This window comes from Rhodanobacter sp. UC4452_H20, from assembly GCF_052978205.1.
Map to the genome: position 1 here is coordinate 798230 of NZ_CM129662.1, position 21768 is coordinate 819997.

Sequence of the window (21768 nt, forward strand, 5' to 3'; positions counted from 1 at the left end):
AGGGAATCCTCGACTCGGGCAAGCCTGCCGCAGGGTTCCCGTGGCGGTGTTCGGCAACGGCTGGTGGTCGTCCGGGCCGTCCGGCACGCACGGTCCATGGCGGCAGCATCGCGAAAGTGGCGGAATTGGTAGACGCACTGGATTTAGGTTCCAGCGGGTAACCCCCGTGGGGGTTCGAGTCCCCCCTTTCGCACCATGGTCGGTCGTTTTTGCAGGCGGGGAATCCCGCCATGGCGCCTGTGACAGGGTCACAACACTTAAGAGTAGTACCAGGAGACGTCATGCAGGTTTCGGTTGAGAATGTCGGTTCGCTGGAGCGCAAGCTCACGGTGAAGTTTCCCGCGGAGCGGTTCGAGACGCAGGTCAGCGCGCGGATCGCGGAGATGGGGCGCACCGTTCGCCTGAAGGGATTCCGGCCGGGCAAGGTACCGGTGACGGTGATCAAGCAGCGCTTCGGGGAGCAGGTGCGGGGCGAAGTGCTTTCCGACCTGATCGGCAGCACGCTGCGCGAGGCGGTGGAGCAGGAGAAGCTGCAGCCCATCGCGAATCCGGCGATCAACACCACCGGCCGTCCCGAGAACGGGGAGATCGCGTACACGGCGACCTTCGAGATCATGCCCGAGTTTCCCGAAGTCGACGTCTCCGCGCTGGAAGTGCATCGCGCCGCGGCCGAAGTCACCGACGCCGATATCGACCGCATGCTGGAAACCCTGCGCCTGCAGCGGCGCAGTTTCGAGGAGGTCGAGCGTGCCTCGGCCGCCGGCGATTTCATGATGTTCGAGTATGCCGCCACGGCCGACGACTACCGTTTCCCGGCCGAAGGCCAGGAGCGCGCCGGCAGCGTGCTGGGTTCGGGCACCTTGTTCGCGGCGCTGGACGAGGCCCTGACCGGGCACGTGGCCGGCGACCAGTTCGAGGCGGCGATCGAGTTCCCGGCGGATTTTCGCAACGAGCAACTGGCCGGCAAGAGCGCCAAGGTGAGTTTCCACGTCATCAAGGTGCAGGAGCCGAAGCTGCCGGAGGTCGACGGGGAGTTCGCCAAGCTGTTCGGCATCGAGGATGGCAGCCTGGAGACCTTCCGCAAGGAGGTTCGCGCCAACCTGGAACGCGAACTCAAGGCCGCGCTGATGGCGCGCCTGAAGTCGGAAGTGGCCAGCAAGCTGGCCGATGCGCACGGCGATCTGGACGTGCCCAAGATGATGGTGCAGACGGAGGCACGCACCCTGGCGGCGGGCAACATGCCCGAAGGCCAGCAGCCGCCGCAGCAGCTGATCGACGCCGCCTTGCCGATTGCCCGCAAGCGGGTGATCGCCGGCCTGCTGATGGGCGAGATCGCGCGCAAGCAGGCGCTCAAGATCGACCGCAAGCGGGTCGCCGAGCAGCTGGCCGCGATTGCCTCGACCTACGAAGAGCCTGAGAAGGTCATTGAACTCTACAACGGCGACCCCCAGTTGATGTCGGGGCTGCAGAATCGCGTGATGGAAGATCAGGTGGCAGAGTGGGTTGCCGAGCACGCCAGGACCACTGTGCAGGAAATGAGCTTCGATGACGTGATGCGCCCAGCCAACGCCTGACAACTGCCAGGCCCGTCCACTCCCAAGCCGCGAGCATGACCATGGATCCCATCAAGAATCTCAACCTGGTACCGATGGTCGTCGAGCAGACGGCTCGCGGCGAGCGCTCCTACGACATCTACTCGCGTCTGTTGAAGGAGCGGGTGATTTTCCTGGTGGGCGAGGTCAACGACCAGGTGGCCAACCTGATCGTGGCGCAGATGCTGTTCCTGGAGTCGGAGAACCCGGACAAGGACATCAACTTCTACATCAACAGCCCCGGCGGAGCGGTTACTGCCGGGCTGGCGATCTACGACACGATGCAGTTCATCAAGCCGGCGGTGAGCACCATGTGCATCGGCCAAGCCTGCAGCATGGGCTCGTTCCTGCTGATGGCGGGCGCCAAGGGCAAGCGTTTCGCCTTGCCGAACTCCCGCATCATGATCCACCAGCCGTCCGGCGGCGCCCAGGGTCAGGCTACCGACATCGAGATCCAGGCGCGCGAGATCCTGTATATCCGCGAGCGGTTGAACAACCTCTACGTGGAGCATACCGGCCAGCCGCTGCAGAAGATCGAGGCGGACATGGAACGCGACCGCTTCATGAACGCGCAGGATGCCAAGACCTACGGCCTGATCGACGAAGTGCTCGACAAGCGCGCCGTGGATTCCGTGAAATCCGCCTGATTCGACGACTTTACCCGGTGTCCCGTCATGGGCTCTGCGTCTGCAGGCAGACGCGGAGGCCTGTGGTATTCTCGCGGCGCACACGGATTTACCAGCAGGATCGAGAGTTATGAGTGACGACCGGCAGGGGCGTTCCAGCGACAGCGGCAAGATTCTCTATTGCTCGTTCTGTGGCAAGAGCCAGCATGAAGTACGCAAGCTGATCGCGGGTCCGTCCGTGTTCATCTGCGACGAGTGCGTGGAGCTGTGCAACGACATCATCCGTGAGGAGCTGGAAGAGAAGGCCGCCGCCGGCCATACCCAGCTGCCCAAGCCGCGCGAGATCCGCGAGTCGCTGGATCAGTACGTGGTGGGGCAGGCGCGCGCCAAGAAGGCGCTGGCGGTCGCCGTGTACAACCACTACAAGCGGATGGAGTCGCGCCAGAAGAGCGACGACATCGAGCTGGGCAAATCCAACATCCTGCTGATCGGCCCGACCGGCTCGGGCAAGACGCTGCTGGCCGAAACGCTGGCGCGCCTGCTCAACGTGCCGTTCACGATCGCCGACGCCACCACGCTGACCGAAGCGGGCTACGTGGGCGAGGATGTCGAGAACATCATCCAGAAGCTGCTGCAGAAGTGCGACTACGACGTCGAGAAGGCGCAGTCGGGCATCGTCTACATCGACGAGATCGACAAGATCTCGCGCAAGAGCGAGAACCCGTCGATCACCCGCGACGTCTCCGGCGAAGGCGTGCAGCAGGCGCTGCTGAAGCTGATCGAGGGCACCCTGGCCTCGGTGCCGCCGCAGGGCGGGCGCAAGCATCCGCAGCAGGAGTTCCTGCAAGTCGACACCAAGAACATCCTGTTCATCTGCGGCGGCGCGTTCGCCGGCCTGGAAAAGGTCATCCAGCAGCGCTCCGAGAGTACCGGTATCGGCTTCGGTGCCGAGGTGCGCAGCAAGGAGCGCACGCAGAACCTGGGCAAGGTGCTGGCCGACGTGGAGCCGGCCGACCTGGTGCGCTTCGGCCTGATCCCCGAGTTCGTCGGGCGCCTGCCGGTCGTCGCCACCCTGGACGAGCTGGACCAGGCCGCGCTGGTGAAGATCCTCACCGAACCGAAGAACGCCGTCACCAAACAGTTCAAGAAGCTGTTCGAGATGGAGGACGTCGAGCTGGAGTTCCGTCCCGAGGCGCTGGAGGCGATCGCGCAGAAGGCGCTCAAGCGCAAGACCGGCGCCCGCGGCCTGCGCACGATCCTGGAGCAGGTGCTGCTGGACACGATGTACGAGCTGCCGTCGCTGGAGCACGTCAGCAAGGTCGTTGTCGACGATGCGGTGATCGAGGGGCAGGCCGAGCCCTATCTGATCTACCGCGGCAACCTGCAGCAACGCGTGGCGGGCGACGGCGGCGACGCCGCGGCCTGATCGACTCCGCTGTGCCCGTTGCGCGGCCCCGGTGGTTTCACCGGGGCCGCGTCGTTTTGCGGCCATCGCAAGCCTTGCGCTGGCACGGGATCGCCTCCACTTGACGTGCTGAAGGGCCCGGTGCAGTGTCGGGACGAAACCCCATTTGAATTCGAGGAATCGCTTTTCCATGGCCAAGCAAGCCCCCGCCCCCGTCGCGCTGGACACCCTGCCGGTACTGCCCCTGCGCGACGTGGTGGTCTATCCGCACATGGTGATCCCGCTGTTCGTCGGCCGCGACAAGTCGATGCGGGCGCTGGAGCGCGCGATGGAAGGCGAACGGCAGATCCTGCTGGTGGCGCAGACCAGCCCGGACATCGACGACCCCGAGGTGGCCGACCTGCATCAGGTCGGCACGCTGGCCGGCGTGCTGCAGCTGCTGAAACTTCCGGACGGCACGGTCAAGGTGCTGGTGGAAGGGCAGTCGCGCGTCGCGATCGAGGATTTCAAGGAAGTCGACGGCATGCTGACTGCGCGTTCGCGCGTCATCGAGCCGGCGTACAACGCGAAGGAACGCGAGCTCGACGTCGTTTCTCGCACGCTGATCTCGCTGTTCGAGCAACTGGTCAAGCAGAGCCGCAAGCTGCCGCCGGAAGTGCTGGCCAGCCTGTCCGGCATCGACGACCCCTCGCGCGTGGCCGATTCCATCGCCGCGCATCTTTCCGTGCGCATGGCCGACAAGCAGAAGGTGCTGGAGACGGCCGACGTGGGCAAGCGGCTGGAACTGCTGATCGGGCTGGTCGATGGCGAGATGGACCTGCAACAGGTCGAAAAGCGCATCCGCGGCCGGGTCAAGTCGCAGATGGAAAAGAGTCAGCGCGAGTACTACCTCAACGAACAGATGAAGGCGATCCAGAAGGAGCTGGGCGACGGCGAGGACGGTCCCAACGAGGTCGAGGAACTGCAGAAGAAGATCGAAGCTGCCGGCATGCCCAAGCCGGTGCTTGCCAAGGCACGGCAGGAATTCGGCAAGCTGCGCCAGATGTCGCCGATGTCGGCCGAGGCCACCGTCGTGCGCAACTACCTGGACTGGCTGGTCGGCGTGCCGTGGAAGAAGCGCAGCAAGGTGCGCAAGGACCTGCAGATGGCGCAGGAAGTGCTCGACGCTGATCATTTCGGCCTGGAGAAGGTGAAGGAGCGCATCCTCGAATATCTCGCCGTGCAGCAGCGCGTGTCGGTGATGAAGGGGCCGATCCTGTGCCTGGTCGGCCCGCCCGGCGTGGGCAAGACCTCGCTGGGCCAGTCGATTGCCAAGGCGACCAACCGCAAGTTCGTTCGCATGAGCCTGGGTGGCGTGCGCGACGAGGCCGAGATTCGCGGCCACCGACGCACCTACATCGGCTCCATGCCCGGGCGCATCGTGCAGAACATCAACAAGGCCGGCGCACGGAATCCGCTGTTCGTGCTGGACGAGATCGACAAGATGTCGATGGACTTCCGCGGCGATCCCTCGTCGGCGCTGCTGGAAGTGCTCGATCCGGAGCAGAACCACGCATTCAACGACCACTATCTGGAGGTCGACCTGGATCTGTCCGAGGTGATGTGGATTGCCACCGCCAATTCGCTGAACATCCCCGGCCCGCTGCTCGACCGCATGGAGGTCATCCGCATCCCGGGTTACACCGAAGACGAGAAGCTCGGTATCGCGCGCAAGTATCTGTTGCCGAAACAGCTCAAGGCGAACGGCCTCAAGCCGGAGGAACTCGACGTCGCCGAAGAGGCGTTGCGCGACATCGTGCGCTACTACACGCGCGAATCCGGCGTGCGCAATCTGGAGCGCGAGATTTCCAAGATCTGCCGCAAGGTGGTCAAGGAGTTGACTCTCGGCCAGGTGAAGAAGGCCAAGGCCAAGACCGGGACGCCCCGGGCGAAAGCGGCTGCAGGCAAGTCGAAGGTCGCGGCAGGCCGCGTCAAGGTGGACGCGGCGAACCTGGGCGACTACCTCGGCGTGCGTCGTTTCGACTTCGGCCGCAAGGAGCAGCAGAACGAAGTGGGCCTGGTCACTGGCTTGGCGTGGACCCAGGTCGGCGGCGAGTTGCTCAGCATCGAGGGCTCGGTGGTGCCGGGCAAGGGGCGTCTTGTGCACACCGGCCAGTTGGGCGACGTGATGAAGGAGTCGATCCAGGCTGCGCTCTCGGTGGTGCGCGCGCGCGCCGACCGGCTTGGCATCGATCCGGAGTTCCACCAGAAGCTCGACGTGCACATCCACGTTCCCGAGGGTGCCACCCCCAAGGACGGTCCCAGCGCCGGCATCGCCATGTGCACCGCGCTGGTGTCGGTGCTGACCAAGGTGCCGGTGCGTTCGGAAGTGGCCATGACCGGCGAGATCACCCTGCGTGGTCGCGTGCTGCCCATCGGCGGTCTCAAGGAAAAGCTGCTGGCGGCGCATCGCGGCGGCATCACCACGGTAATCATTCCCGAGGACAACAAGAAGGATCTGGTGGACATGCCGGCGAACATCACCGAATCGCTGGAGATCCACCCGGTGCGCTGGATCGATGAGGTGCTCGACATCGCACTGGAGCATCCGGTGCAGCCCAAGCCGGCGAGCGAGACGCCGCCGGCAGCCGTCGCCGGGGAGTCGGCGGAAGGACACTCACTGACGCATTGATCGCGCGATCGCGGGCGCGCGGGCCGGAGGCACCCGCGCGATAGGCTCGTGATGCAGCCGTGTCGACGTTGATCGGCGAAGTTCCGGGCTGTGTCGGGAGCCGGCTTGCGCATGCGCTTTTTGACCATGCCGAACCGGCGGAAACGTTGCTGTGCCTTGTGTTGCGGATAGCGGCGGGGCACTGGTATAAAGGCGATGCCGCAGCCCCCGCGCTTGCTGACGACGAGGCGATGCGGAGTTGCGCCACGGCTCTGGCACCAGCCAACCATCCATGCCCGCGTCATCCGTCCCGCGACGGATCGCGCGGGCGAAATCCGAACGAGGGAGTTTTCAATGAACAAAACCGATCTGATCAATGCCATTGCCGAGAAGGCCGAGCTGACCAAGGCAGACGCTGGTCGTGCGCTGGAGGCCTACCTGGAAGCCATCCAGAAGTCGTTGAAGAAGGGTGAGGATGTCTCGGTGGTGGGCTTTGGCACGTTCACCGTGCGCAAGCGTGCCGCGCGCACCGGGCGCAACCCGCGGACCAACGAAACGATCAAGATCAAGGCGTCGAAAGTGCCCGCGTTCAAGGCTGGCAAGACCCTGAAGGATGCCCTAAACTAAGCGGCTTGCGCTTGGTTTCGGGGTGCTTAGCTCAGCGGTAGAGCGTCGCCCTTACAAGGCGGTGGTCGTAGGTTCGATCCCTACAGCACCCACCAGATTGTGCGGAGTGGTAGTTCAGTTGGTTAGAATGCTGGCCTGTCACGCCGGAGGTCGCGGGTTCGAGTCCCGTCCACTCCGCCACGTTTAGCAAGGGCGCCCGTGGGGCGCCTTTGTCGTTTGAGACCTGCGTGTTCCGGCGATGCCATGGCGCCCCGGCATGCAGCGATGAGGCATCCGGTGCCTCGTGTGGATCATGCGCTTCGCGCGCTTCCAAATCACGTTGCGGGAAGATTTCTATGCTGCAGGCAATGCGTAACAAGATGCACGGATGGCCGTCCATCATCGTTCTCGGCCTCGCCGTGCTGGCGATGTCGCTGTTTGGCATGGAGAGCTATTTCACCTCGCAGAACGACACATTCGTGGCCAAGGTGGGCAAGCAGGAAATCAGCCAGAACGCATTCCAGAACCGCATGAACCAGTTGCGGCAGCAAGTCAGCGAGCAGCAGGGCGAGCAGTTCGACCCGACCGTGTTCGAGAAGACGGAAACCAAGCTGCGTGTGCTGGACGCGATGATCGACGAGCAGCTCTTGCTGCAGGCCAATGCCGACTGGGGCATGCGCGTCTCCGATCAGGCGCTGCGCGACGCCATCGCGGGTATCCCGGCGTTCCAGGTCAACGGCAAGTTCGACCCGACCAGCTACCGGGCTTACCTCACCAGCAGCGGCAAGACTTCGGCCATGTTCGAGGACGAGATCCGCTCCTCGCTGGCCACGCAACTGCTGCCGCAGGCAATCAGCGACAGCGCCATCATCAGCCACGAGCGCGTCGACAACTATCTCGGCCTGGCCACTCAGCGGCGCGACCTGCGTTACTTCGTGCTGCAGAAGCCGGAGCCCGCCGAGAAAGAGGTGACCGACGCGCAAATCGAATCCTGGTACAAGGCGCACCAGGCCGATTACATGAATCCCGAGCGGGTTTCGGTGAAGTACGTCGAGGTGGACAGCGCCAAGCTCAAGCCGAAAGCGGCCCCCAGCGACGAGGAACTCAAGGCGCGCTACGAAGAGGAAAAGCAGCGCTTCGTGCAGCCCGAGCAGCGGCTGGTTTCGCACATCCTCGTCAACGTGCCCCCCAACGCCACGCCCGAACAGCAGAAGGCTGCGCTGGCCACCGCGGACAAGATCGCGGCCGAAGCCACGCCGGCGAATTTTGCCCAGCTGGCCGAAAAGGATTCACAGGATCTGGGTTCGCGGCGCCAGGGCGGCGACCTCGGCTGGCTCGAGAAGGGCGTGACCAACGCCGCCTTCGATTCGGCGATGTTTGCGCTGCAGAAGGGGCAGATCTCCAAGCCGGTGCTGTCCTCCGACGGCTACCACATCATCTGGCTGCGCGACGTGCGCAGTGGCGAGTCCAAGCCGTTTGCCGAAGTGCGCGACCAGTTGCTGCAGGAGGCGACCACCGCCGAGCGCGATCGCGAGTACAACGAACTGGCCGGCAAGATGGCGGACCAGACCTACTCGAACCCGGGCTCGCTCGAGCCCGCGGCCGCCGCGCTTGATCTGCCGATCCAGACCCTGCCGCTGTTTTCGCGCACCGACGGCAAGGGCCTGGCGGCCAACCCAAAGGTGGTCGCCGCCGCATTCAGCGACGACGTGCTGGTCCAGGGCAACAATTCGAGTCTGATCGATCTGGGCAACAACCACTCCATCGTGATCCACGTTGACAAGCACGTGCCGGCTGCGGTCAAGCCGTTGGCCGAGGTTCGCGCCAAGGTGCAGCAGAGCATCCTGGAGGAGCGCATCACGGCGGCGGCCCGCAAGCAGGCCGATGACGTGCTGGCGCGCCTGCGCAAGGGCGAGGACATGGAAGCGGTGGCCAAGTCGCTCGGCGCCAGGATCGTCAGCGTGGCCGAAGCCGTGCGCGGCCAGTCGCTGCAGGTGCCGGCGCCGGTGCTGAAGGAGGCCTACCTGTTGCCACATCCGTCGGCGCCCGACAAGCCCAGCTTCGCCGAAGTGAACATGGGTGATGGTGGCTTCGCGCTGGTGGCCGTGGACAAGGTGCAGCCCGGCGATCTCTCCAGGATCACGCCGGAAGAGCGCGACATGCTGCATCGCCAGATGGCCCAGGCTTATGCCGGCGAGGCGACGCGCGAGCTGCTCCAGACGCTGCGCGCCAAGACCAAGATCAAGATCAACAAGAACCTGCTGTAGCCGGGTTCGCTCGGCTGGCGCCGGTGCGCATGGCTCGTGCCGTGCGCACCGGCGAAGGCTGACCCCGAGAGCACGATGTCGCCACGGAGCAGGTCAGTGGCGGCGCAAGCCTTCAGTCGACGTCGCCCAGCTTCAGCACCTGTCCCGGCTGGATCGCCTGGCCCTGGGCCAGGTCGTTCAGTTGCTGCAGATGCGCGACGCTGGTCGAATACTCGCGCGCAATCTGCCACAGGCTTTCACCGGGGCTGACCACGTGCGTGTCAGGACCGCGGGACGATTCGTCGTCTGCTGCGGTGGTGGTGGAGGCCGCGGCGGCATCGAGCATGGCGAGCTCGAACCGACCGGCGTGACCGGCCGGCAGCATGAGATGCGAAACCGTTCGCCCATCCAGCTTGTTGCCGCGGAATGCCGCATTGAGATGACGCAGGGCCGATTCCGGCATGCCGGCCATTTCGGCGGCGTGCGCCACCGTGACGGGATGCGTCACCGGTGCCTGCACCAGGTGCTCGGACTCCGGCAGGCTGGGCAGGCTGACCTGGAAGCGCGACGGCTCGCGTATCACGCATGCGATCGCCAGCAACTGGGTCAGGTGCTCGCGAGTGACGCGGCGTACCGGCAGGTCGGGGATCGCCGGCTTGTCCGCCGGCATGCCGTGGCGGCTGATCAACCCGCGTATCTTGAACTCGCCGGCGTTGTATGCATAGTCGGCCACGCGCCAGTCGTGGAAGCGGTCGTGGTATTGCCGCAGCAACTTCATCACGGCGTGCGCTGCGGCCGGTATGTCCAGCCGGCCGTCGTAATGGCGATCCACGCGCAGGCCCATCGAGCGGGCGGTCACCGGCATGATCTGCCACATGCCGGCAGCATGGTGCCTGCGTCCCTGCACCGGGCGGTAACGGCTCTCCACCCACGGCAGCAGTGCGAACTCGCCGGGCACGTCGTATTGCTCGGCGACCTGCTGGACATAGGCCAGGCGCGGCATCGCCTCGCGCAAGGTGTCCTCGAACCGCGCCGGGCTGCGCGTGTAGCGCCCGGCCCACGCCAGCACCGCGGGGTCGGCATTGCAATCCGGCATGACAAAACTGCTGCGCAGTCGATCCCACAGGTCGGCCGCCGGTACAGGTGCCGCAGTCGCGACACTGGCGGCAACCGCCGGTGGCGTGCTGGCGGGGGCGACGACGGCGACAGGTGCGCGTGCCGGTTGCGAAGGCATGTTGCTGCAGGCGGCCAGCGCTGTCGACAGCGCCAGCGGCAGCAGCAGGTGTCGGGGCGTCCGGTTCATGCGCGAAAGACGTCCTTGGCCGCCCTCAGTGCGGCGAAGCGGGACACGCGGTTGCCGTCGACGCCGCGTGCAGCGCACCAGTCGATCACGGCGTCGGCGTCGACCCGGAGGAATGGATTGGTTGCCAGCTCCGTGGCCAGCGTGACGGGCAGGCTGGCCTGGCCGTCGGCACGCAATTGCGCCACTTCGTGCCGCCGTTCCCGCAGCGCGGAGTTGCCCGGCTCAACCGTGTCGGCGAAGAGGCCGTTGCCATGGGTGTACTCGTGCCCGGCGCAAACCTGGGTCGAACCGGGCAGCGCCGCCAGACGGTCCAGCGAGGCGAGCATCTGGGTCGGCGTGCCCTCGAACAGGCGCCCGCAGCCGAGACTGAACAAGGTGTCGCCACACAGCAGCAGGCCGGCGCCGACGTAGCCGACGTGGGTGAGGGTGTGTCCCGGAATCGACAGCACCTCGAAAACCAGGTCGGGCGCAGAGAACTCCACGGTGTCGCCATCGCCGACGGCGTGCGTCAGGCCTTCGATGCGCGAATCACGCGGTCCGTATACCGGCACGTCATGGCGTTGCCGCAGTGCAGCCGCCCCGCCGATGTGGTCGTTGTGATGATGCGTCAGCAACACGCCACGCAGGCGCCACCGGTGCTGCGCCAAGGCCTGCTCGACGACCGCCGCATCGCCCGGATCGACGACCACGGCCTGGCCTTCATCGTCATGAAGCAGCCAGATGTAGTTGTCGGTGAGGGCCGGTAGAGGGAGAAGGTGCAAGGCGGTTCCGGATGGTCGGGCGACACCGACGGCGCGTCGATGCCGATGCGTCACCGGCAGACGCGGCCGCCCGGCCGCATGGGAGCGCCCGACTATAAAGGGGCATCGGCAGCTTCTCGTTAGCATGGTGTTAAGAGGTGGGTCGGTCATTCAGATCCGTGCGCCAGGTCAGGCGACTGCGATCGGTTGCCGCTGCAGCTAAACTGGAGGTTCGCGCCAGCCCCTGGACCCCCGCTGCATGCACCCACAGGACGACATCTACGCCAGTGCACCGCTGCGCCGGTTGCGCGATGCCCAGGCGCGGGTGTTGGCGCCGGAGTTGCAGCGTTGTTTCGGCACGCACGCGTTGTTGCTCGGCGTCGCCGCGGACGAGGCGCCGCCGGCGCTGCCGATGCTGGGGAGTTGGGTTCGTCTTTATCTCGACGGCGGTCGCTATGGCGGCGATCTGCGTGCCGCCGTGGATCAGCCGCTGCCGTTCGTGGCCGACGCGTTCGATCTGGTCCTGCTGCGTCACGCCCTGGAGGTATCGCCGGTGTCATCGGCGCTGCTGGAAGACGTGCTGCGCGTGCTGGCGCCGGGCGGGGTGCTGGCGTTGACCGGTGTGCATCCGGTCAGCGGGTGGTCGCCGTGGTTGCGCTGGCATGCGCGGGGCCGGACGCTCAAGCTGCAGCTTCCGCTGCAGCTGGAACGCGTGCTGCGCCATGCAGGCATGGAGATCGAACTGGCCCGCCGCGTCGGACGCGGTTGGCCGGGGCTGCCGGCGACTTCGACGACAATGGACAGCGTGCTGGGTGGCGGCTATGTGTTGCTCGCGCGCAAGCAGCGGCGACTGGCCACACCGCTGCGCATCAAGCCCGTGAAACTGCCGGTGCCGGCAGCGGGCAGGCTGTCGCCGGGGACACGGCCCAACCCGGCCCTGCAGGCAACAAGGGATACCTGAACACCCATGAGTGAAGTGGAAGCATTTACCGACGGCGCCTGCCTCGGCAATCCCGGACCGGGCGGCTGGGCCGCCTTGCTGCGGGCCCCTGGCGGCGAGCGGATGCTGGCCGGCCGGGAGCCCGCCACCACCAACAACCGCATGGAGCTGATGGCGGCGATCGGCGCGCTGGAGGCGCTCAAGCGCCCCTGCGTGGTCACGCTCACTACCGATTCGCGCTACGTCATGCAGGGCATCGAGCAGTGGTTGCCGAAGTGGCGCGCCAACGGCTGGCGCACGGCCGACCGCAAGCCGGTCAAGAACCAGGATCTGTGGCAGCGCCTGTCCGATGCGGTGGGTACGCACCAGGTTCGCTGGCAGTGGGTGCGCGGCCACAACGGCCACGCGGAAAACGAGCGTGTCGACCGCGCCGCGCGCGAGCAGGCCGAGTCGATCAGGAGCGGGGCATGAGGCAGATCGTCCTGGATACCGAAACGACCGGCCTGGAAGTACGCCAGGGCCATCGCCTGGTGGAAATCGCCTGCGTCGAGATGGTCGAACGCAGGCTCACCGGTCGCTACTACCAGACGTATCTGAACCCCGATCGTGCGATCGACGAAGGCGCCCGCCAGGTCACCGGCATCGAGGACGAGTTCCTGCTCGACAAGCCGCGCTTTGCCGATGTCGCCGACGAGTTCCTCGCCTTCATCGCCGGCGCCGAACTGATCATCCACAACGCGGCGTTCGATGTGGGCTTTCTCGACGCCGAACTGGCGCGCCTCGGTGCCGCCAGCGGCTGCATCGCCGATCGGTGCAGCGTGCTGGACACGCTGGCGATGGCGCGCGAGCGCTATCCCGGCCAGCGCAACAGCCTGGATGCCTTGTGCAAGCGGCTGGGCGTGGACAACTCGCGTCGCGACCTGCACGGTGGCCTGATCGACGCGCAGCTGCTGGCCGACGTCTATCTGGCCATGACCTCGGGTCAGGTCGGGCTGGATCTGGAGTTCGATGCAGCGACCCCGCAACACGCGGTGGTACTGCCGCCGGCAACCCTGCAGGTGCGTCCACGTGTACTGTGCGCGTCGGCAAGCGAGTTGCTGGAGCATGAGCGACGGCTCGATGCGCTGGACAAGAGCGCGGGCGGACAGAGCGTGTGGCGCCGGTTGGGTTGAGCCGCGCGGCGCGATGTTTCAGCTGCAGCGCACGAGGACGACGGTGATGTTGTCGTCGCCACCGCCGTCGAGCGCGTCCAACAGCAATTGGTCGGCGCATTCCTGCGCGGCGAGGTCGTTGCGCGCGACAGTACGGGCGATCGCTGCATCGTCGACGCACTCGGTCAAGCCGTCGCTGCACAGCAGGAAGCTCATGCCGGGTTCCAGCGTGCCGCGGGCCATGCCGATGCGCAGTTGCTCGGTGGCGGTGACGCCGAGTGCCTGGGTGAGCAGGTTGCGCTGCGGGTGCTGCGCCGCCTGGGCCGGGTCGAGCTGGCCGGCTTCCACCAGTGCCTGGACCAGCGAATGGTCGTGGCTGACGCGGCGCAGGGTGTGTTGCCACAGGTAGATGCGGCTGTCTCCGACCCAGGCCACTTCATACGCGTCGCCGACGATCCGCAGTGCTGCGATCGTGGTGCCCATCGGCAACAGGTCGAAGCTGGGCCGGGCGTGCGCCAGCAATCGCTCGCCCGCACCATTGACGGCCTCGATCAGGCCCGACCCGGCGCCGACCAGCTCGACCATCGCATCGCGCACCAGTGCCGACGCTACCTCGCCATGCTGGTGGCCGCCCATGCCGTCGGCGACCAGGAACAGGCCGAGCGAGACATCGGCGTGGTAGGTGTCCTCGTTGCGCGTGCGGCGCAGGCCGACATGGGTTCCGTGTCCGAGCTCGATCATGGGGCTAGTGTCAGGGCAAGCTGTGCAGCATGCCGCAAGCCACGGTTGTTGTCACGGTTCCCTTGCTCGCGTATGATTCGCGGCTCGCATGCGCCCATGCACCCGACCGGAGAGGTGGCAGAGTGGTCGAATGTACCTGACTCGAAATCAGGCGTACGTGCAAGCGTACCGTGGGTTCGAATCCCACCCTCTCCGCCAGATACGCAAAACGCCCCGAAAGGGGCGTTTTGCGTATTGCACGATCCGCCCGGTTCGACGGATTCGTCCGGAACGAATACGGACAGCCGCAGGCTGGCCCCGGAGCGCGTGGCGCGGAAGGGTCTGGCCCGGACGGGACGAATAATCCCCTTGCCGAAAGGGCGTTTTGCAAGTCACGCACGTGAAAAAGGGGGCCGGTCGAGACCGGCCCCCTTGCAAACAACGCGGCATGTTTGCCGCACCGGACGCGCTGGCCTCAGCCAGCCTTCTTCTTTGCCAACCGCAACCAGGTATCGACCACGGTGTCCGGGTTCAGCGAGACCGATTCGATGCCTTGTTCCATCAGCCACTCCGCGAGGTCGGGGTGGTCGCTGGGGCCCTGGCCGCAGATGCCGATGTACTTGCCCTTGGCGCGGGCGGTCTTGATCGCCATGGCCAGCAGCTTCTTCACCGCCGGGTCGCGCTCGTCGAACAGGCCGGCGACGATGCTGGAGTCGCGGTCCAGGCCCAGGGTGAGCTGGGTGAGGTCGTTCGAGCCGATCGAGAAGCCGTCGAAGATGTCGAGGAACTCGTCGGCGAGCAGGGCGTTCGACGGGACCTCGCACATCATGATGACCTTGAGCTCGTGCTCGCCCTGCTTGAGGCCGTTCTTCGCCAGCACCTCGATCACCTTGCGGCCTTCGCCGAGCGTGCGCACGAACGGGATCATCACCCACACGTTGGAGAGACCCATCACCTCGCGCACGCGCTTCACTGCCTTGCATTCCAGCGCGAACGCCTCGGCGAAGCTGGGGTCGACGTAGCGGCTGGCGCCGCGGAAACCGATCATCGGGTTCTCTTCGTGCGGCTCGTAGCGCGAGCCGCCGAGCAGGCCGGCGTACTCGTTCGACTTGAAGTCGGACAGGCGCACGATCACCGGCTTCGGGTAGACCGAGGCGGCGATGGTGGCGATGCCTTCGGCGAGGCGATCGACGTAGAACTCGACCGGGCCGGCATAGCCGGCGATGCGCTCGTCTATCTTTGCCTTGGTTTCGGCGTCCTGCTTGGCGTATTCCAGCAGCGCCTTGGGATGCACGCCGATGTGGCTGGCGATGATCATCTCCAGCCGGGCCAGGCCGATGCCGGCGTTCGGCAGCTGGCCGAAGTCGAAGGCACGCTCCGGGTTGGCCACGTTCATCATGATCTTCAACGGCGCCTCGGGCATGTCGCCGAGATCCGCGGTGATCCGCTCGTACTTCAGGATGCCTTCGTAGATCGTGCCGGTGTCGCCTTCGGCGCAGGACACGGTGACGTCAGCGCCATCCGGAATCAGCTCCAGCGCATTGCCGGTGCCGACCACCGCCGGCACGCCCAGCTCGCGCGCGATGATCGCCGCGTGGCAGGTGCGACCACCGCGGTTGGTGACGATGGCCGAGGCGCGCTTCATCACCGGCTCCCAGTCGGGGTCGGTCATGTCGGCGATCAGCACGTCGCCGACCTGCACCTTGTTCATGTCGCTCAGGGAGCGGATCACGCGGGCCTTGCCGGCGCCGATCTTCTGGCCGATCGAGCGGCCTTCGGCCAGCACCTTGCCTTTCTCGCTGAGGCTGAAGCGCTCCAGCTGGGTCGCATGCGAGCGCGACTTCACCGTCTCCGGGCGGGCCTGCACGATGTACAGCTTGCCGGTGTGGCCGTCTTTCGCCCACTCGATGTCCATCGGGCGGTCGTAATGTTTCTCGATGATCAGCGCCTGGCGGGCGAGTTCCTGCACGTCGTCGTCGCTGATGCAGAACTTGTGGCGCAGTTCGGCCGGAGTGTCCTCGGTCCTCACGCGCTCGCCCGGCGCGCTGGAATAGACCATGCGCAACTGCTTGGCGCCCAGGTTGCGACGAAGCACGGCCGGCTTGCCTGCGCGCAGGGTCGGCTTGAACACGTAGAACTCATCGGGATTCACCGCGCCCTGCACGACCATCTCGCCCAGACCATAGGAGCCGGTGACGAACACCACGTCGCGGAAGCCCGACTCGGTGTCCAGCGTGAACAGCACGCCGGAGGCGCCCACGTCCGAACGCACCATCAGCTGCACGCCGGCGGAGAGGAACACGTCCTCGTGCTTGTAGCCCTGATGCACGCGGTAGGCGATGGCCCGGTCGTTGTACAGCGAGGCGAAGACCTCCTTCACCTTGTGCAGCACGTCGTCGATGCCGACCACGTTGAGGAAGGTTTCCTGCTGGCCGGCGAACGAGGCGTCGGGCAGGTCCTCGGCGGTAGCAGAGGAACGAACCGCAACCGCGATGTCGTCGGCACCGGCGTCCCTGCACAGCTTGATGTAGGCCGCGCGGATCGCCTGCTCGAGTTCGGCGGGCAGGGCGGTGTCGACGATCCAGCCGCGGATTTCCTTGCCGGCCGCGACCAGGGCATCGACGTTGTCGACGTCGAGCGTGGCCAGTCGATCCTGGATGCGCCGGGCCAGCCCGCTCTTTTCCAGATACTGCTGGAACGCACTGGCGGTGGTGGCAACGCCGCCGGGCACCGAGACACCCAGTTTGGCTAGGTTGCCGATCATTTCGCCCAGCGAAGCATTCTTGCCGCCGACCTTGCCAAGGTCAGTCATGCGCAGTTGATCGAGCCAAAGCACCAGGTCGTTCAAGGGTGTCTCCTCGGGATGGCGGAACGGGGGGCAGGGAACCAGCGGTCGCGGGCGCGCTGCGGGAAACTGGTATTGTCCGCCGCGGATGGTGCGAAGCACAAGAAGACCAGTGCCACGCGATGTCATTCCAACCCGATACCAGTCAACGCGCGTTCAACACGGGACAGCGTTTTGCCCTTGCGCTAAGGTGCGAGCCTGCGCACTCGGCCCGGCGGAAGCTTCACATGCAGCGAACCGTGTTTTTCATTTCCGATTCCACTGGTATTACCGCCGAGACGATCGGCAACAGCATCCTGGCGCAGTTCGAGGGTGTCCGGTTCGACAAGCACCGGTTGCCGTTCACCGACAACCCGCACAAGGCCGAGTTGGCTGCACTGCGGATCAAGACCAACTACGCACAGACCGGGCAGCGTCCGGTGGTGGTCAACACCATGGCCGACCGCAACCTGTGCGACATCGTGGCTTCGAGCGGTGCGCTGATGCTGGACGTGTTCGCGCCGTTCATCGGTCCGCTGGAGGAAGAGCTGCAGACGCGCCGGTCCGGTGCGGTGAATCGCTCGCACGGCATGGTCGATTTCGACAAGTACGAGGCGCGCATCAACGCCACCAACTACGCGTTGTCGCATGACGACGGGATCGACGTGAATTACGCCGATGCCGATCTGATCCTCGTCGGCGTGTCGCGTTCGGGCAAGACGCCCACCTGCCTTTACATGGCCTTGCATTACGGCGTCAGCGCCGCCAACTATCCGTTGACCGACGAGGACCTGGAGAAACTGGAGTTGCCCGCGCGGCTGCGGCCCTACAAGGACCGCCTCTACGGGCTGACCATCGACGCGGTACGCCTGGCGCAGATTCGCGAGCAGCGCCGCTCCGGCAGCCGTTACGCCACGATCGCGCAATGCCGCTGGGAGCTGGAACAGGCCGAACGGCTGATGCGCCAGGCCGGGATACCCAGCCTCAACACCACTCACGTGTCGATCGAGGAGATCGCCAGCAAGATCTTCGACCGCTTCGGCATCGAGCGGACCATGTTCTGATTTTCATCCGGAGTTTGTGCGTTGCCCACGAGTGCCGTACTGGACCATCGAAACAGCCTGCTGCCGGGACGGTTCGAGACCCTGATGGGTCTGTATGCGGAGAACTATCACCGCCTCGCGCGGCTGTTCGCGCCGCACGAGCTTCCCGCCGGCCGCTACGTGTCGAGCGTGGACGACGGCCTGGACGTGCACCTGCAGGTGCAGGAGCACCACCCGTACACCGTCGAGCTGGAGCTCACCTACGGATTCGTCGATGCGCACACCGGCCAGCGCGCGCCCTCGGCGCAGTTGCGCATGTACACCGACGCGCATGTCGCCGAGGCGCTGCACTGCCACCCGGGCCGGCACCTGTGGCAGGTGCTGGGCCCGTTTTCCCCGGTGCACTCGGTGTTCCAGTACCGCCTGCGCATGAACCGATTCCTGGCCCGATGGCTGGAATACCTCGCCGAGCAGGGGCATTCCACCGGCACCCTGGAGCCGCAGCCGGAGTCGCACGAAGGCGGTGGGGAATAGCGGTTCTATTCAAAGCGATCCATGGCTGCGTCCTGATCTTTGCGCCCATGGATGGATGCACAAATCACCACAACAAAAAACCCGCGCCAGGCGGGTTTTCGTTTTGAATGGTGGCGGAGTGGACGGGACTCGAACCCGCGACCTCCGGCGTGACAGGCCAGCATTCTAACCAACTGAACTACCACTCCGCAGTTGCAACAGCTTCCAGCTTGCGCGGCCCAACTTGGCGTCCCCACGGGGATTCGAACCCCGGTCGCCACCGTGAAAGGGTGATGTCCTAGGCCTCTAGACGATGGGGACGTTGATTTTTCGAAAAGTCCGCACATGGATGCGCGGGTTCTCGCAAAGGACTTGCACTGAATCAAAACCTGGTGGAGCCAGGCGGGATCGAACCGCCGACCTCCTGCATGCCATGCAGGCGCTCTCCCAGCTGAGCTATGGCCCCGCCGCTGGAAGCCGAGAAGAATAGGGTGGGGTTGCTTGCCCGTCAAGCTTTTTTTCGACGCCGTTGCGCGTGCGCATCATCACATCGCGCCACGGCTGCGGCGATGCGGACGCGATCTTCGCCGACGCTCCTTTATGCTGCAGCGACGAGGGCAACGGCGAAGGAAGGCGATGCACGAAATCGGGTTCATCCGTGATCTTGCCGTGGTGATGCTGGTGGCCGGCGCCACCACGATCCTGTTTCAGCGCCTGCGTCAGCCGGTGCTGCTGGGCTACATCCTGGCTGGCGTGCTGATCGGTCCGCACACGCCCGGCGTGCTGGTCGGCGACGCGCGCGCCATCGACGACATCTCCAACCTGGGCGTGGTGCTGCTGATGTTCACGCTGGGCCTGGAATTCAGCGTGCGCAAGCTGCGCGACGTGGGTGTCGGCATGTTGCTGGTGGCGGTGGGCGAGGTCGGCCTGATGCTGTGGATCGGCTACGGCATCGGCAGCCTGTTCGGCTGGAAGGGCATGGATGCGCTGTTTCTCGGCGCGATCATTTCGCTGTCCTCGACCATGGTGGCGACGCGCACCCTGTCCGAGCTGGGCCAGCGTCAGCAGCCGTTCGCCCAACTGGTGGTGGGCCTGCTGGTGGCCGAAGACATGCTCGCCATCATCATGCTGACCCTGCTCACCGCGGTGGCCATCGGCGGCTCGGTGCAGGCGGAGGCGGCGTTCACCCTGATCGGACACCTGGGCCTGTTCGTGGTGGTCGGCATGATCCTGGGCCTGCTGCTGCTGCCGCGGCTGGTGGACTACGTGGCCGGCTTCGGTCGCGACGAAACCCTGCTGGTCAGCGTGCTGGGGATCTGTTTCGGCGCCAGCCTGGTCGCGGTGTGGATGGGCTTCAGCGTGGCGTTGGGTGCCTTCCTGGCCGGGGCGGTGGTGGCCGAGTCGCGCAGCGCCGGCCGGGTGGTCCAGCTGGTCGAGCCTTTGCGCGACATGTTCGCCGCGCTGTTCTTCGTGGCGATCGGCCTGAAGATCGACCCGGCGATGCTGTGGCAGTACGCGGTGCCGGCGCTGTTGATCGCGGGGGTGGTCGTCGTCGGCAAGACGCTGGCCTGCAGCCTCGGCGTGCTGGTGGTCGGGCACGAACCGCGCACCGCGCTGCGGGCGGGCCTCGGCATGGCGCAGATCGGCGAGTTCTCGTTCGTGATCGCCACGCTCGGCCTTTCACTGGGCGTGATCAGCGACTTCATCTATCCGGTGGCCGTCGCGGTCTCGGTGGTGTGCATGGCGTTGTCGCCGTACCTGTCGCGCTCGGGCGACCGCGTGGCCAGCGGGTTGCGGCGGGTCACGCCACGTTCCGTGCAATTGCTGGCCACCAGCTACAGCGGCTGGCTGGAACATCTCAAGCCGGTGAACGAGAACGCCACGCTGGCGGCGATCCTGCGGCGCCTGCTGTGGCACATCGCGGTGAACATTCTGCTGGTGGTGACCCTGTTCATGGTCGGAGCCTATGTCAATGCGCATGGCTGGACCTGGTTCTCCACGGTGGGCATCGGGCGCGAGATGCGGCACACGGTGATCTGGGCCTGCGCGTTGTTCCTGTCGCTGCCGATGCTGATCGCGGTGTATCGCAAGGCCGGCGCGCTGGGCATGTTGCTGGCCGAGATCGGCATACGCGAGAGCTTTGCGCGCTCCTACACCCACGCCATCCGCAACGTGCTGGCGCGGGTGATTCCGCTGGCCACGCTGCTGCTGCTGGGCATCCTGCTGAGCGCGCTGGGTTCGGCGATCCTGCCGCCGCGCGGCATCGCCATCTTCCTGCTGGTGGTGGGGGCGGTGCTGTCGGTGGTGCTGTGGCGGGGCCTGGTGCACATGCATGCGCGGTTGCAGGCGGCGTTGAAGGAAACCCTTGACAAGCCGGAGCCGCCGGCGGACGGGGCCGATTGACAACAACGTCCCACGCGGGGGGCGGGTGCGAGGCGGCGGCCGGCATCCGTGCAACGCTGAACCTTTATGCCGTCTGACGGTCACAAGGCGCGATCGTTGCCAAGAACAGGCCGGCACCGCACAATGCGTGGCCTGCCTCCAACGCGGGGTCCGGCCGGCGATGCCGGCATTTCCATTTTCATGAGGGAGTTACAAATGAAGCACTTTCTGCGTCCCACGCTGACGGCAGTGGCAATGGCCGTTGCGCTGGGCATGACGGCGGGCGCATTTGCCCAGGCCGCCAAGACTGGCGCCGCCGCCCCCGTCGACAAGGCCAAGGCCAGCTACGTATTCGGTTATTACAAGATGGGCGAGAGCGTGCCGCCGATCCTGCGCGACGAGATGGACCCCGCCGCCGTGGCGCGTGGTGTGCAGGCCGCGCTGTCGGGCCAGAAGTCGACCGTCAGCGAGGCCGAGGCCAAGCAGGTCTACGAGGCCTTCATGACCAAGGTGCAGGCCAAGTTCGAGGCCGAGCGCGCCCAGGAGGCAGCCAAGAACAAGGCGGAAGGCGACGCCTTCTTCGCCAAGAACAAGACCGCCCCTGGCGTGAAGACCACGGCTTCCGGCCTGCAGTACAAGGTGATCACCGCCGGCACCGGCGCCCGCCCGGGCCCGAACGACACCGTGGAGATCAACTACACCGGCTCGTTCCTGGACGGCCAGGTGTTCGACGCCTCCGCCAAGCATGGTCCGAAGCCGGCCTCGATCCCGGTCGCCAACGTGATCCCGGGCTTCCGCGAAGGCCTGCAGCTGATGCAGGTAGGTGGACACTACAAGTTGTTCATTCCCGCCTCGCTGGCCTATGGTGCCGAGCCGCAGCCGCCGATGCCGCCCAATGCCACGCTGATCTTCGACGTGACCCTGGTCAAGACGGGCCCGACGCCGGCAGCTCCCAGCGGTTCCGACGGGCAGTAACCGACGGTTCGCCGGCAGGTTCGCCGAAGGGGCGCGAAGCAATTCGCGCCCC

Annotated in this window: 17 protein-coding genes and 7 tRNA genes; 17 read left to right on the forward strand and 7 right to left on the reverse strand. The window is 65.8% G+C overall.

What is annotated here, in order from left to right; genetic code table 11:
• Positions 1 to 110: 110 nt before the first annotated feature.
• The 9 genes from ACVCMC_RS03895 (at position 111) to ACVCMC_RS03935 (ending at position 9146) form a co-directional block, all read left to right on the forward strand.
• Positions 111 to 196 (forward strand) — tRNA-Leu (locus ACVCMC_RS03895).
• Positions 197 to 281: 85 nt separating this feature from the next.
• Complete coding sequence (gene tig / locus ACVCMC_RS03900) at positions 282 to 1574, forward strand: trigger factor (protein WP_447099450.1); 1293 nt, start codon at positions 282 to 284, stop codon at positions 1572 to 1574.
• Between the two features lie 35 nt (positions 1575 to 1609).
• On the forward strand, positions 1610 to 2239 hold the full coding sequence (clpP, locus tag ACVCMC_RS03905; RefSeq protein WP_395118867.1) for an ATP-dependent Clp endopeptidase proteolytic subunit ClpP: 630 nt from the start codon (positions 1610 to 1612) through the stop codon (positions 2237 to 2239).
• 109 nt (positions 2240 to 2348) lie between these two features.
• Positions 2349 to 3644, forward strand: a complete 1296-nt coding sequence (clpX, locus tag ACVCMC_RS03910) for an ATP-dependent Clp protease ATP-binding subunit ClpX (protein WP_136258996.1) — start codon at positions 2349 to 2351, stop codon at positions 3642 to 3644.
• 169 nt (positions 3645 to 3813) lie between these two features.
• Positions 3814 to 6294 (forward strand): endopeptidase La, encoded by a 2481-nt coding sequence (gene lon, locus ACVCMC_RS03915; protein ID WP_447098747.1) that lies wholly within the window; start codon positions 3814 to 3816, stop codon positions 6292 to 6294.
• 333 nt (positions 6295 to 6627) lie between these two features.
• Positions 6628 to 6900, forward strand: a complete 273-nt coding sequence (locus ACVCMC_RS03920; protein ID WP_136258998.1) for an HU family DNA-binding protein — start codon at positions 6628 to 6630, stop codon at positions 6898 to 6900.
• Between the two features lie 20 nt (positions 6901 to 6920).
• Positions 6921 to 6995: transfer RNA gene (locus ACVCMC_RS03925), tRNA-Val, on the forward strand.
• A gap of 8 nt (positions 6996 to 7003) precedes the next feature.
• Positions 7004 to 7080, forward strand: a tRNA-Asp gene (locus ACVCMC_RS03930).
• A 155-nt stretch (positions 7081 to 7235) separates the two neighbouring features.
• Positions 7236 to 9146 carry a SurA N-terminal domain-containing protein gene (locus tag ACVCMC_RS03935; RefSeq protein WP_447098748.1) on the forward strand — a complete coding sequence of 637 codons (1911 nt, stop codon included), beginning with the start codon at positions 7236 to 7238 and terminating at the stop codon, positions 9144 to 9146.
• A 112-nt stretch (positions 9147 to 9258) separates the two neighbouring features.
• Here the strand turns inward: ACVCMC_RS03935 and ACVCMC_RS03940 are convergent, their stop codons facing one another.
• Positions 9259 to 10428, reverse strand: coding sequence for a transglycosylase SLT domain-containing protein (locus tag ACVCMC_RS03940; RefSeq protein ID WP_447098749.1), 1170 nt, complete (start codon positions 10426 to 10428; stop codon positions 9259 to 9261).
• Positions 10425 to 11189 carry a hydroxyacylglutathione hydrolase gene (gene gloB / locus ACVCMC_RS03945; protein ID WP_447099451.1) on the reverse strand — a complete coding sequence of 255 codons (765 nt, stop codon included), beginning with the start codon at positions 11187 to 11189 and terminating at the stop codon, positions 10425 to 10427. Before gloB ends, ACVCMC_RS03940 begins: the two co-directional genes overlap by 4 nt.
• Positions 11190 to 11427: 238 nt before the next feature.
• Between gloB and ACVCMC_RS03950 the strand changes: the two genes are divergently transcribed.
• Genes ACVCMC_RS03950 through dnaQ form a run of 3 tightly spaced genes read left to right on the forward strand, consistent with a single transcriptional unit; the run spans position 11428 to position 13280 of the window.
• Positions 11428 to 12129 (forward strand): class I SAM-dependent methyltransferase, encoded by a 702-nt coding sequence (locus tag ACVCMC_RS03950; protein ID WP_395118859.1) that lies wholly within the window; start codon positions 11428 to 11430, stop codon positions 12127 to 12129.
• A 6-nt stretch (positions 12130 to 12135) separates the two neighbouring features.
• A complete protein-coding gene (gene rnhA, locus ACVCMC_RS03955; protein WP_395118857.1) occupies positions 12136 to 12579 on the forward strand; it encodes a ribonuclease HI in 444 nt (147 codons plus the stop codon).
• Positions 12576 to 13280, forward strand: a complete 705-nt coding sequence (gene dnaQ / locus ACVCMC_RS03960) for a DNA polymerase III subunit epsilon (protein WP_395118855.1) — start codon at positions 12576 to 12578, stop codon at positions 13278 to 13280. Before rnhA ends, dnaQ begins: the two co-directional genes overlap by 4 nt.
• An 18-nt stretch (positions 13281 to 13298) precedes the next feature.
• On the opposite strand, the gene ACVCMC_RS03965 is transcribed toward dnaQ, so the two are convergent.
• Positions 13299 to 14000: a PP2C family protein-serine/threonine phosphatase gene (locus ACVCMC_RS03965; RefSeq protein WP_395118853.1), complete on the reverse strand. Its 702-nt coding sequence runs from the start codon at positions 13998 to 14000 to the stop codon at positions 13299 to 13301.
• A 108-nt stretch (positions 14001 to 14108) separates the two neighbouring features.
• Here ACVCMC_RS03965 and ACVCMC_RS03970 point away from each other — a divergent pair.
• A tRNA-Ser gene (locus ACVCMC_RS03970) sits at positions 14109 to 14198 on the forward strand.
• A 256-nt stretch (positions 14199 to 14454) separates the two neighbouring features.
• On the opposite strand, the gene ppsA is transcribed toward ACVCMC_RS03970, so the two are convergent.
• Positions 14455 to 16827: a phosphoenolpyruvate synthase gene (ppsA, locus tag ACVCMC_RS03975; RefSeq protein WP_447098750.1), complete on the reverse strand. Its 2373-nt coding sequence runs from the start codon at positions 16825 to 16827 to the stop codon at positions 14455 to 14457.
• A gap of 224 nt (positions 16828 to 17051) precedes the next feature.
• On the opposite strand from ppsA, the gene ppsR reads away from it, so the two are divergent.
• Positions 17052 to 17867, forward strand: a complete 816-nt coding sequence (gene ppsR, locus ACVCMC_RS03980) for a posphoenolpyruvate synthetase regulatory kinase/phosphorylase PpsR (RefSeq protein ID WP_395118849.1) — start codon at positions 17052 to 17054, stop codon at positions 17865 to 17867.
• Between the two features lie 84 nt (positions 17868 to 17951).
• Positions 17952 to 18380 (forward strand): DUF1249 domain-containing protein, encoded by a 429-nt coding sequence (locus tag ACVCMC_RS03985; protein WP_395121398.1) that lies wholly within the window; start codon positions 17952 to 17954, stop codon positions 18378 to 18380.
• Between the two features lie 111 nt (positions 18381 to 18491).
• Here the strand turns inward: ACVCMC_RS03985 and ACVCMC_RS03990 are convergent.
• The 3 genes from ACVCMC_RS03990 to ACVCMC_RS04000 form a co-directional block, all read right to left on the reverse strand.
• Positions 18492 to 18568, reverse strand: a tRNA-Asp gene (locus tag ACVCMC_RS03990).
• A 36-nt stretch (positions 18569 to 18604) separates the two neighbouring features.
• Positions 18605 to 18680: transfer RNA gene (locus ACVCMC_RS03995), tRNA-Glu, on the reverse strand.
• Positions 18681 to 18749: 69 nt separating this feature from the next.
• Positions 18750 to 18825 (reverse strand) — tRNA-Ala (locus ACVCMC_RS04000).
• Positions 18826 to 18995: 170 nt separating this feature from the next.
• Between ACVCMC_RS04000 and ACVCMC_RS04005 the strand changes: the two genes are divergently transcribed.
• Positions 18996 to 20762, forward strand: coding sequence for a cation:proton antiporter (locus ACVCMC_RS04005; protein ID WP_447098751.1), 1767 nt, complete (start codon positions 18996 to 18998; stop codon positions 20760 to 20762).
• A 195-nt stretch (positions 20763 to 20957) separates the two neighbouring features.
• The gene (locus ACVCMC_RS04010) at positions 20958 to 21716 is read left to right on the forward strand and encodes an FKBP-type peptidyl-prolyl cis-trans isomerase (RefSeq protein WP_395118845.1); all 759 of its coding nucleotides are present in this window, start codon (positions 20958 to 20960) and stop codon (positions 21714 to 21716) included.
• The last annotated feature ends 52 nt before the right edge of the window (positions 21717 to 21768 follow it).

Bases quoted from the DNA above. Each gene is read 5' to 3' on its own strand.
- tig (WP_447099450.1), top strand. From the start codon at position 282: ATGCAGGTTTCGGTTGAGAATGTCGGTTCGCTGGAGCGCAAGCTCACG.
- clpP (WP_395118867.1), top strand. From the start codon at position 1,610: ATGACCATGGATCCCATCAAGAATCTCAACCTGGTACCGATGGTCGTC.
- clpX (WP_136258996.1), top strand. From the start codon at position 2,349: ATGAGTGACGACCGGCAGGGGCGTTCCAGCGACAGCGGCAAGATTCTC.
- lon (WP_447098747.1), top strand. From the start codon at position 3,814: ATGGCCAAGCAAGCCCCCGCCCCCGTCGCGCTGGACACCCTGCCGGTA.
- ACVCMC_RS03920 (WP_136258998.1), top strand. From the start codon at position 6,628: ATGAACAAAACCGATCTGATCAATGCCATTGCCGAGAAGGCCGAGCTG.
- ACVCMC_RS03935 (WP_447098748.1), top strand. From the start codon at position 7,236: ATGCTGCAGGCAATGCGTAACAAGATGCACGGATGGCCGTCCATCATC.
- ACVCMC_RS03940 (WP_447098749.1), bottom strand. From the start codon at position 10,428: ATGAACCGGACGCCCCGACACCTGCTGCTGCCGCTGGCGCTGTCGACA.
- ACVCMC_RS03950 (WP_395118859.1), top strand. From the start codon at position 11,428: ATGCACCCACAGGACGACATCTACGCCAGTGCACCGCTGCGCCGGTTG.
- rnhA (WP_395118857.1), top strand. From the start codon at position 12,136: ATGAGTGAAGTGGAAGCATTTACCGACGGCGCCTGCCTCGGCAATCCC.
- dnaQ (WP_395118855.1), top strand. From the start codon at position 12,576: ATGAGGCAGATCGTCCTGGATACCGAAACGACCGGCCTGGAAGTACGC.
- ACVCMC_RS03965 (WP_395118853.1), bottom strand. From the start codon at position 14,000: ATGATCGAGCTCGGACACGGAACCCATGTCGGCCTGCGCCGCACGCGC.
- ppsR (WP_395118849.1), top strand. From the start codon at position 17,052: ATGCAGCGAACCGTGTTTTTCATTTCCGATTCCACTGGTATTACCGCC.
- ACVCMC_RS03985 (WP_395121398.1), top strand. From the start codon at position 17,952: ATGGGTCTGTATGCGGAGAACTATCACCGCCTCGCGCGGCTGTTCGCG.
- ACVCMC_RS04005 (WP_447098751.1), top strand. From the start codon at position 18,996: ATGCACGAAATCGGGTTCATCCGTGATCTTGCCGTGGTGATGCTGGTG.
- ACVCMC_RS04010 (WP_395118845.1), top strand. From the start codon at position 20,958: ATGAAGCACTTTCTGCGTCCCACGCTGACGGCAGTGGCAATGGCCGTT.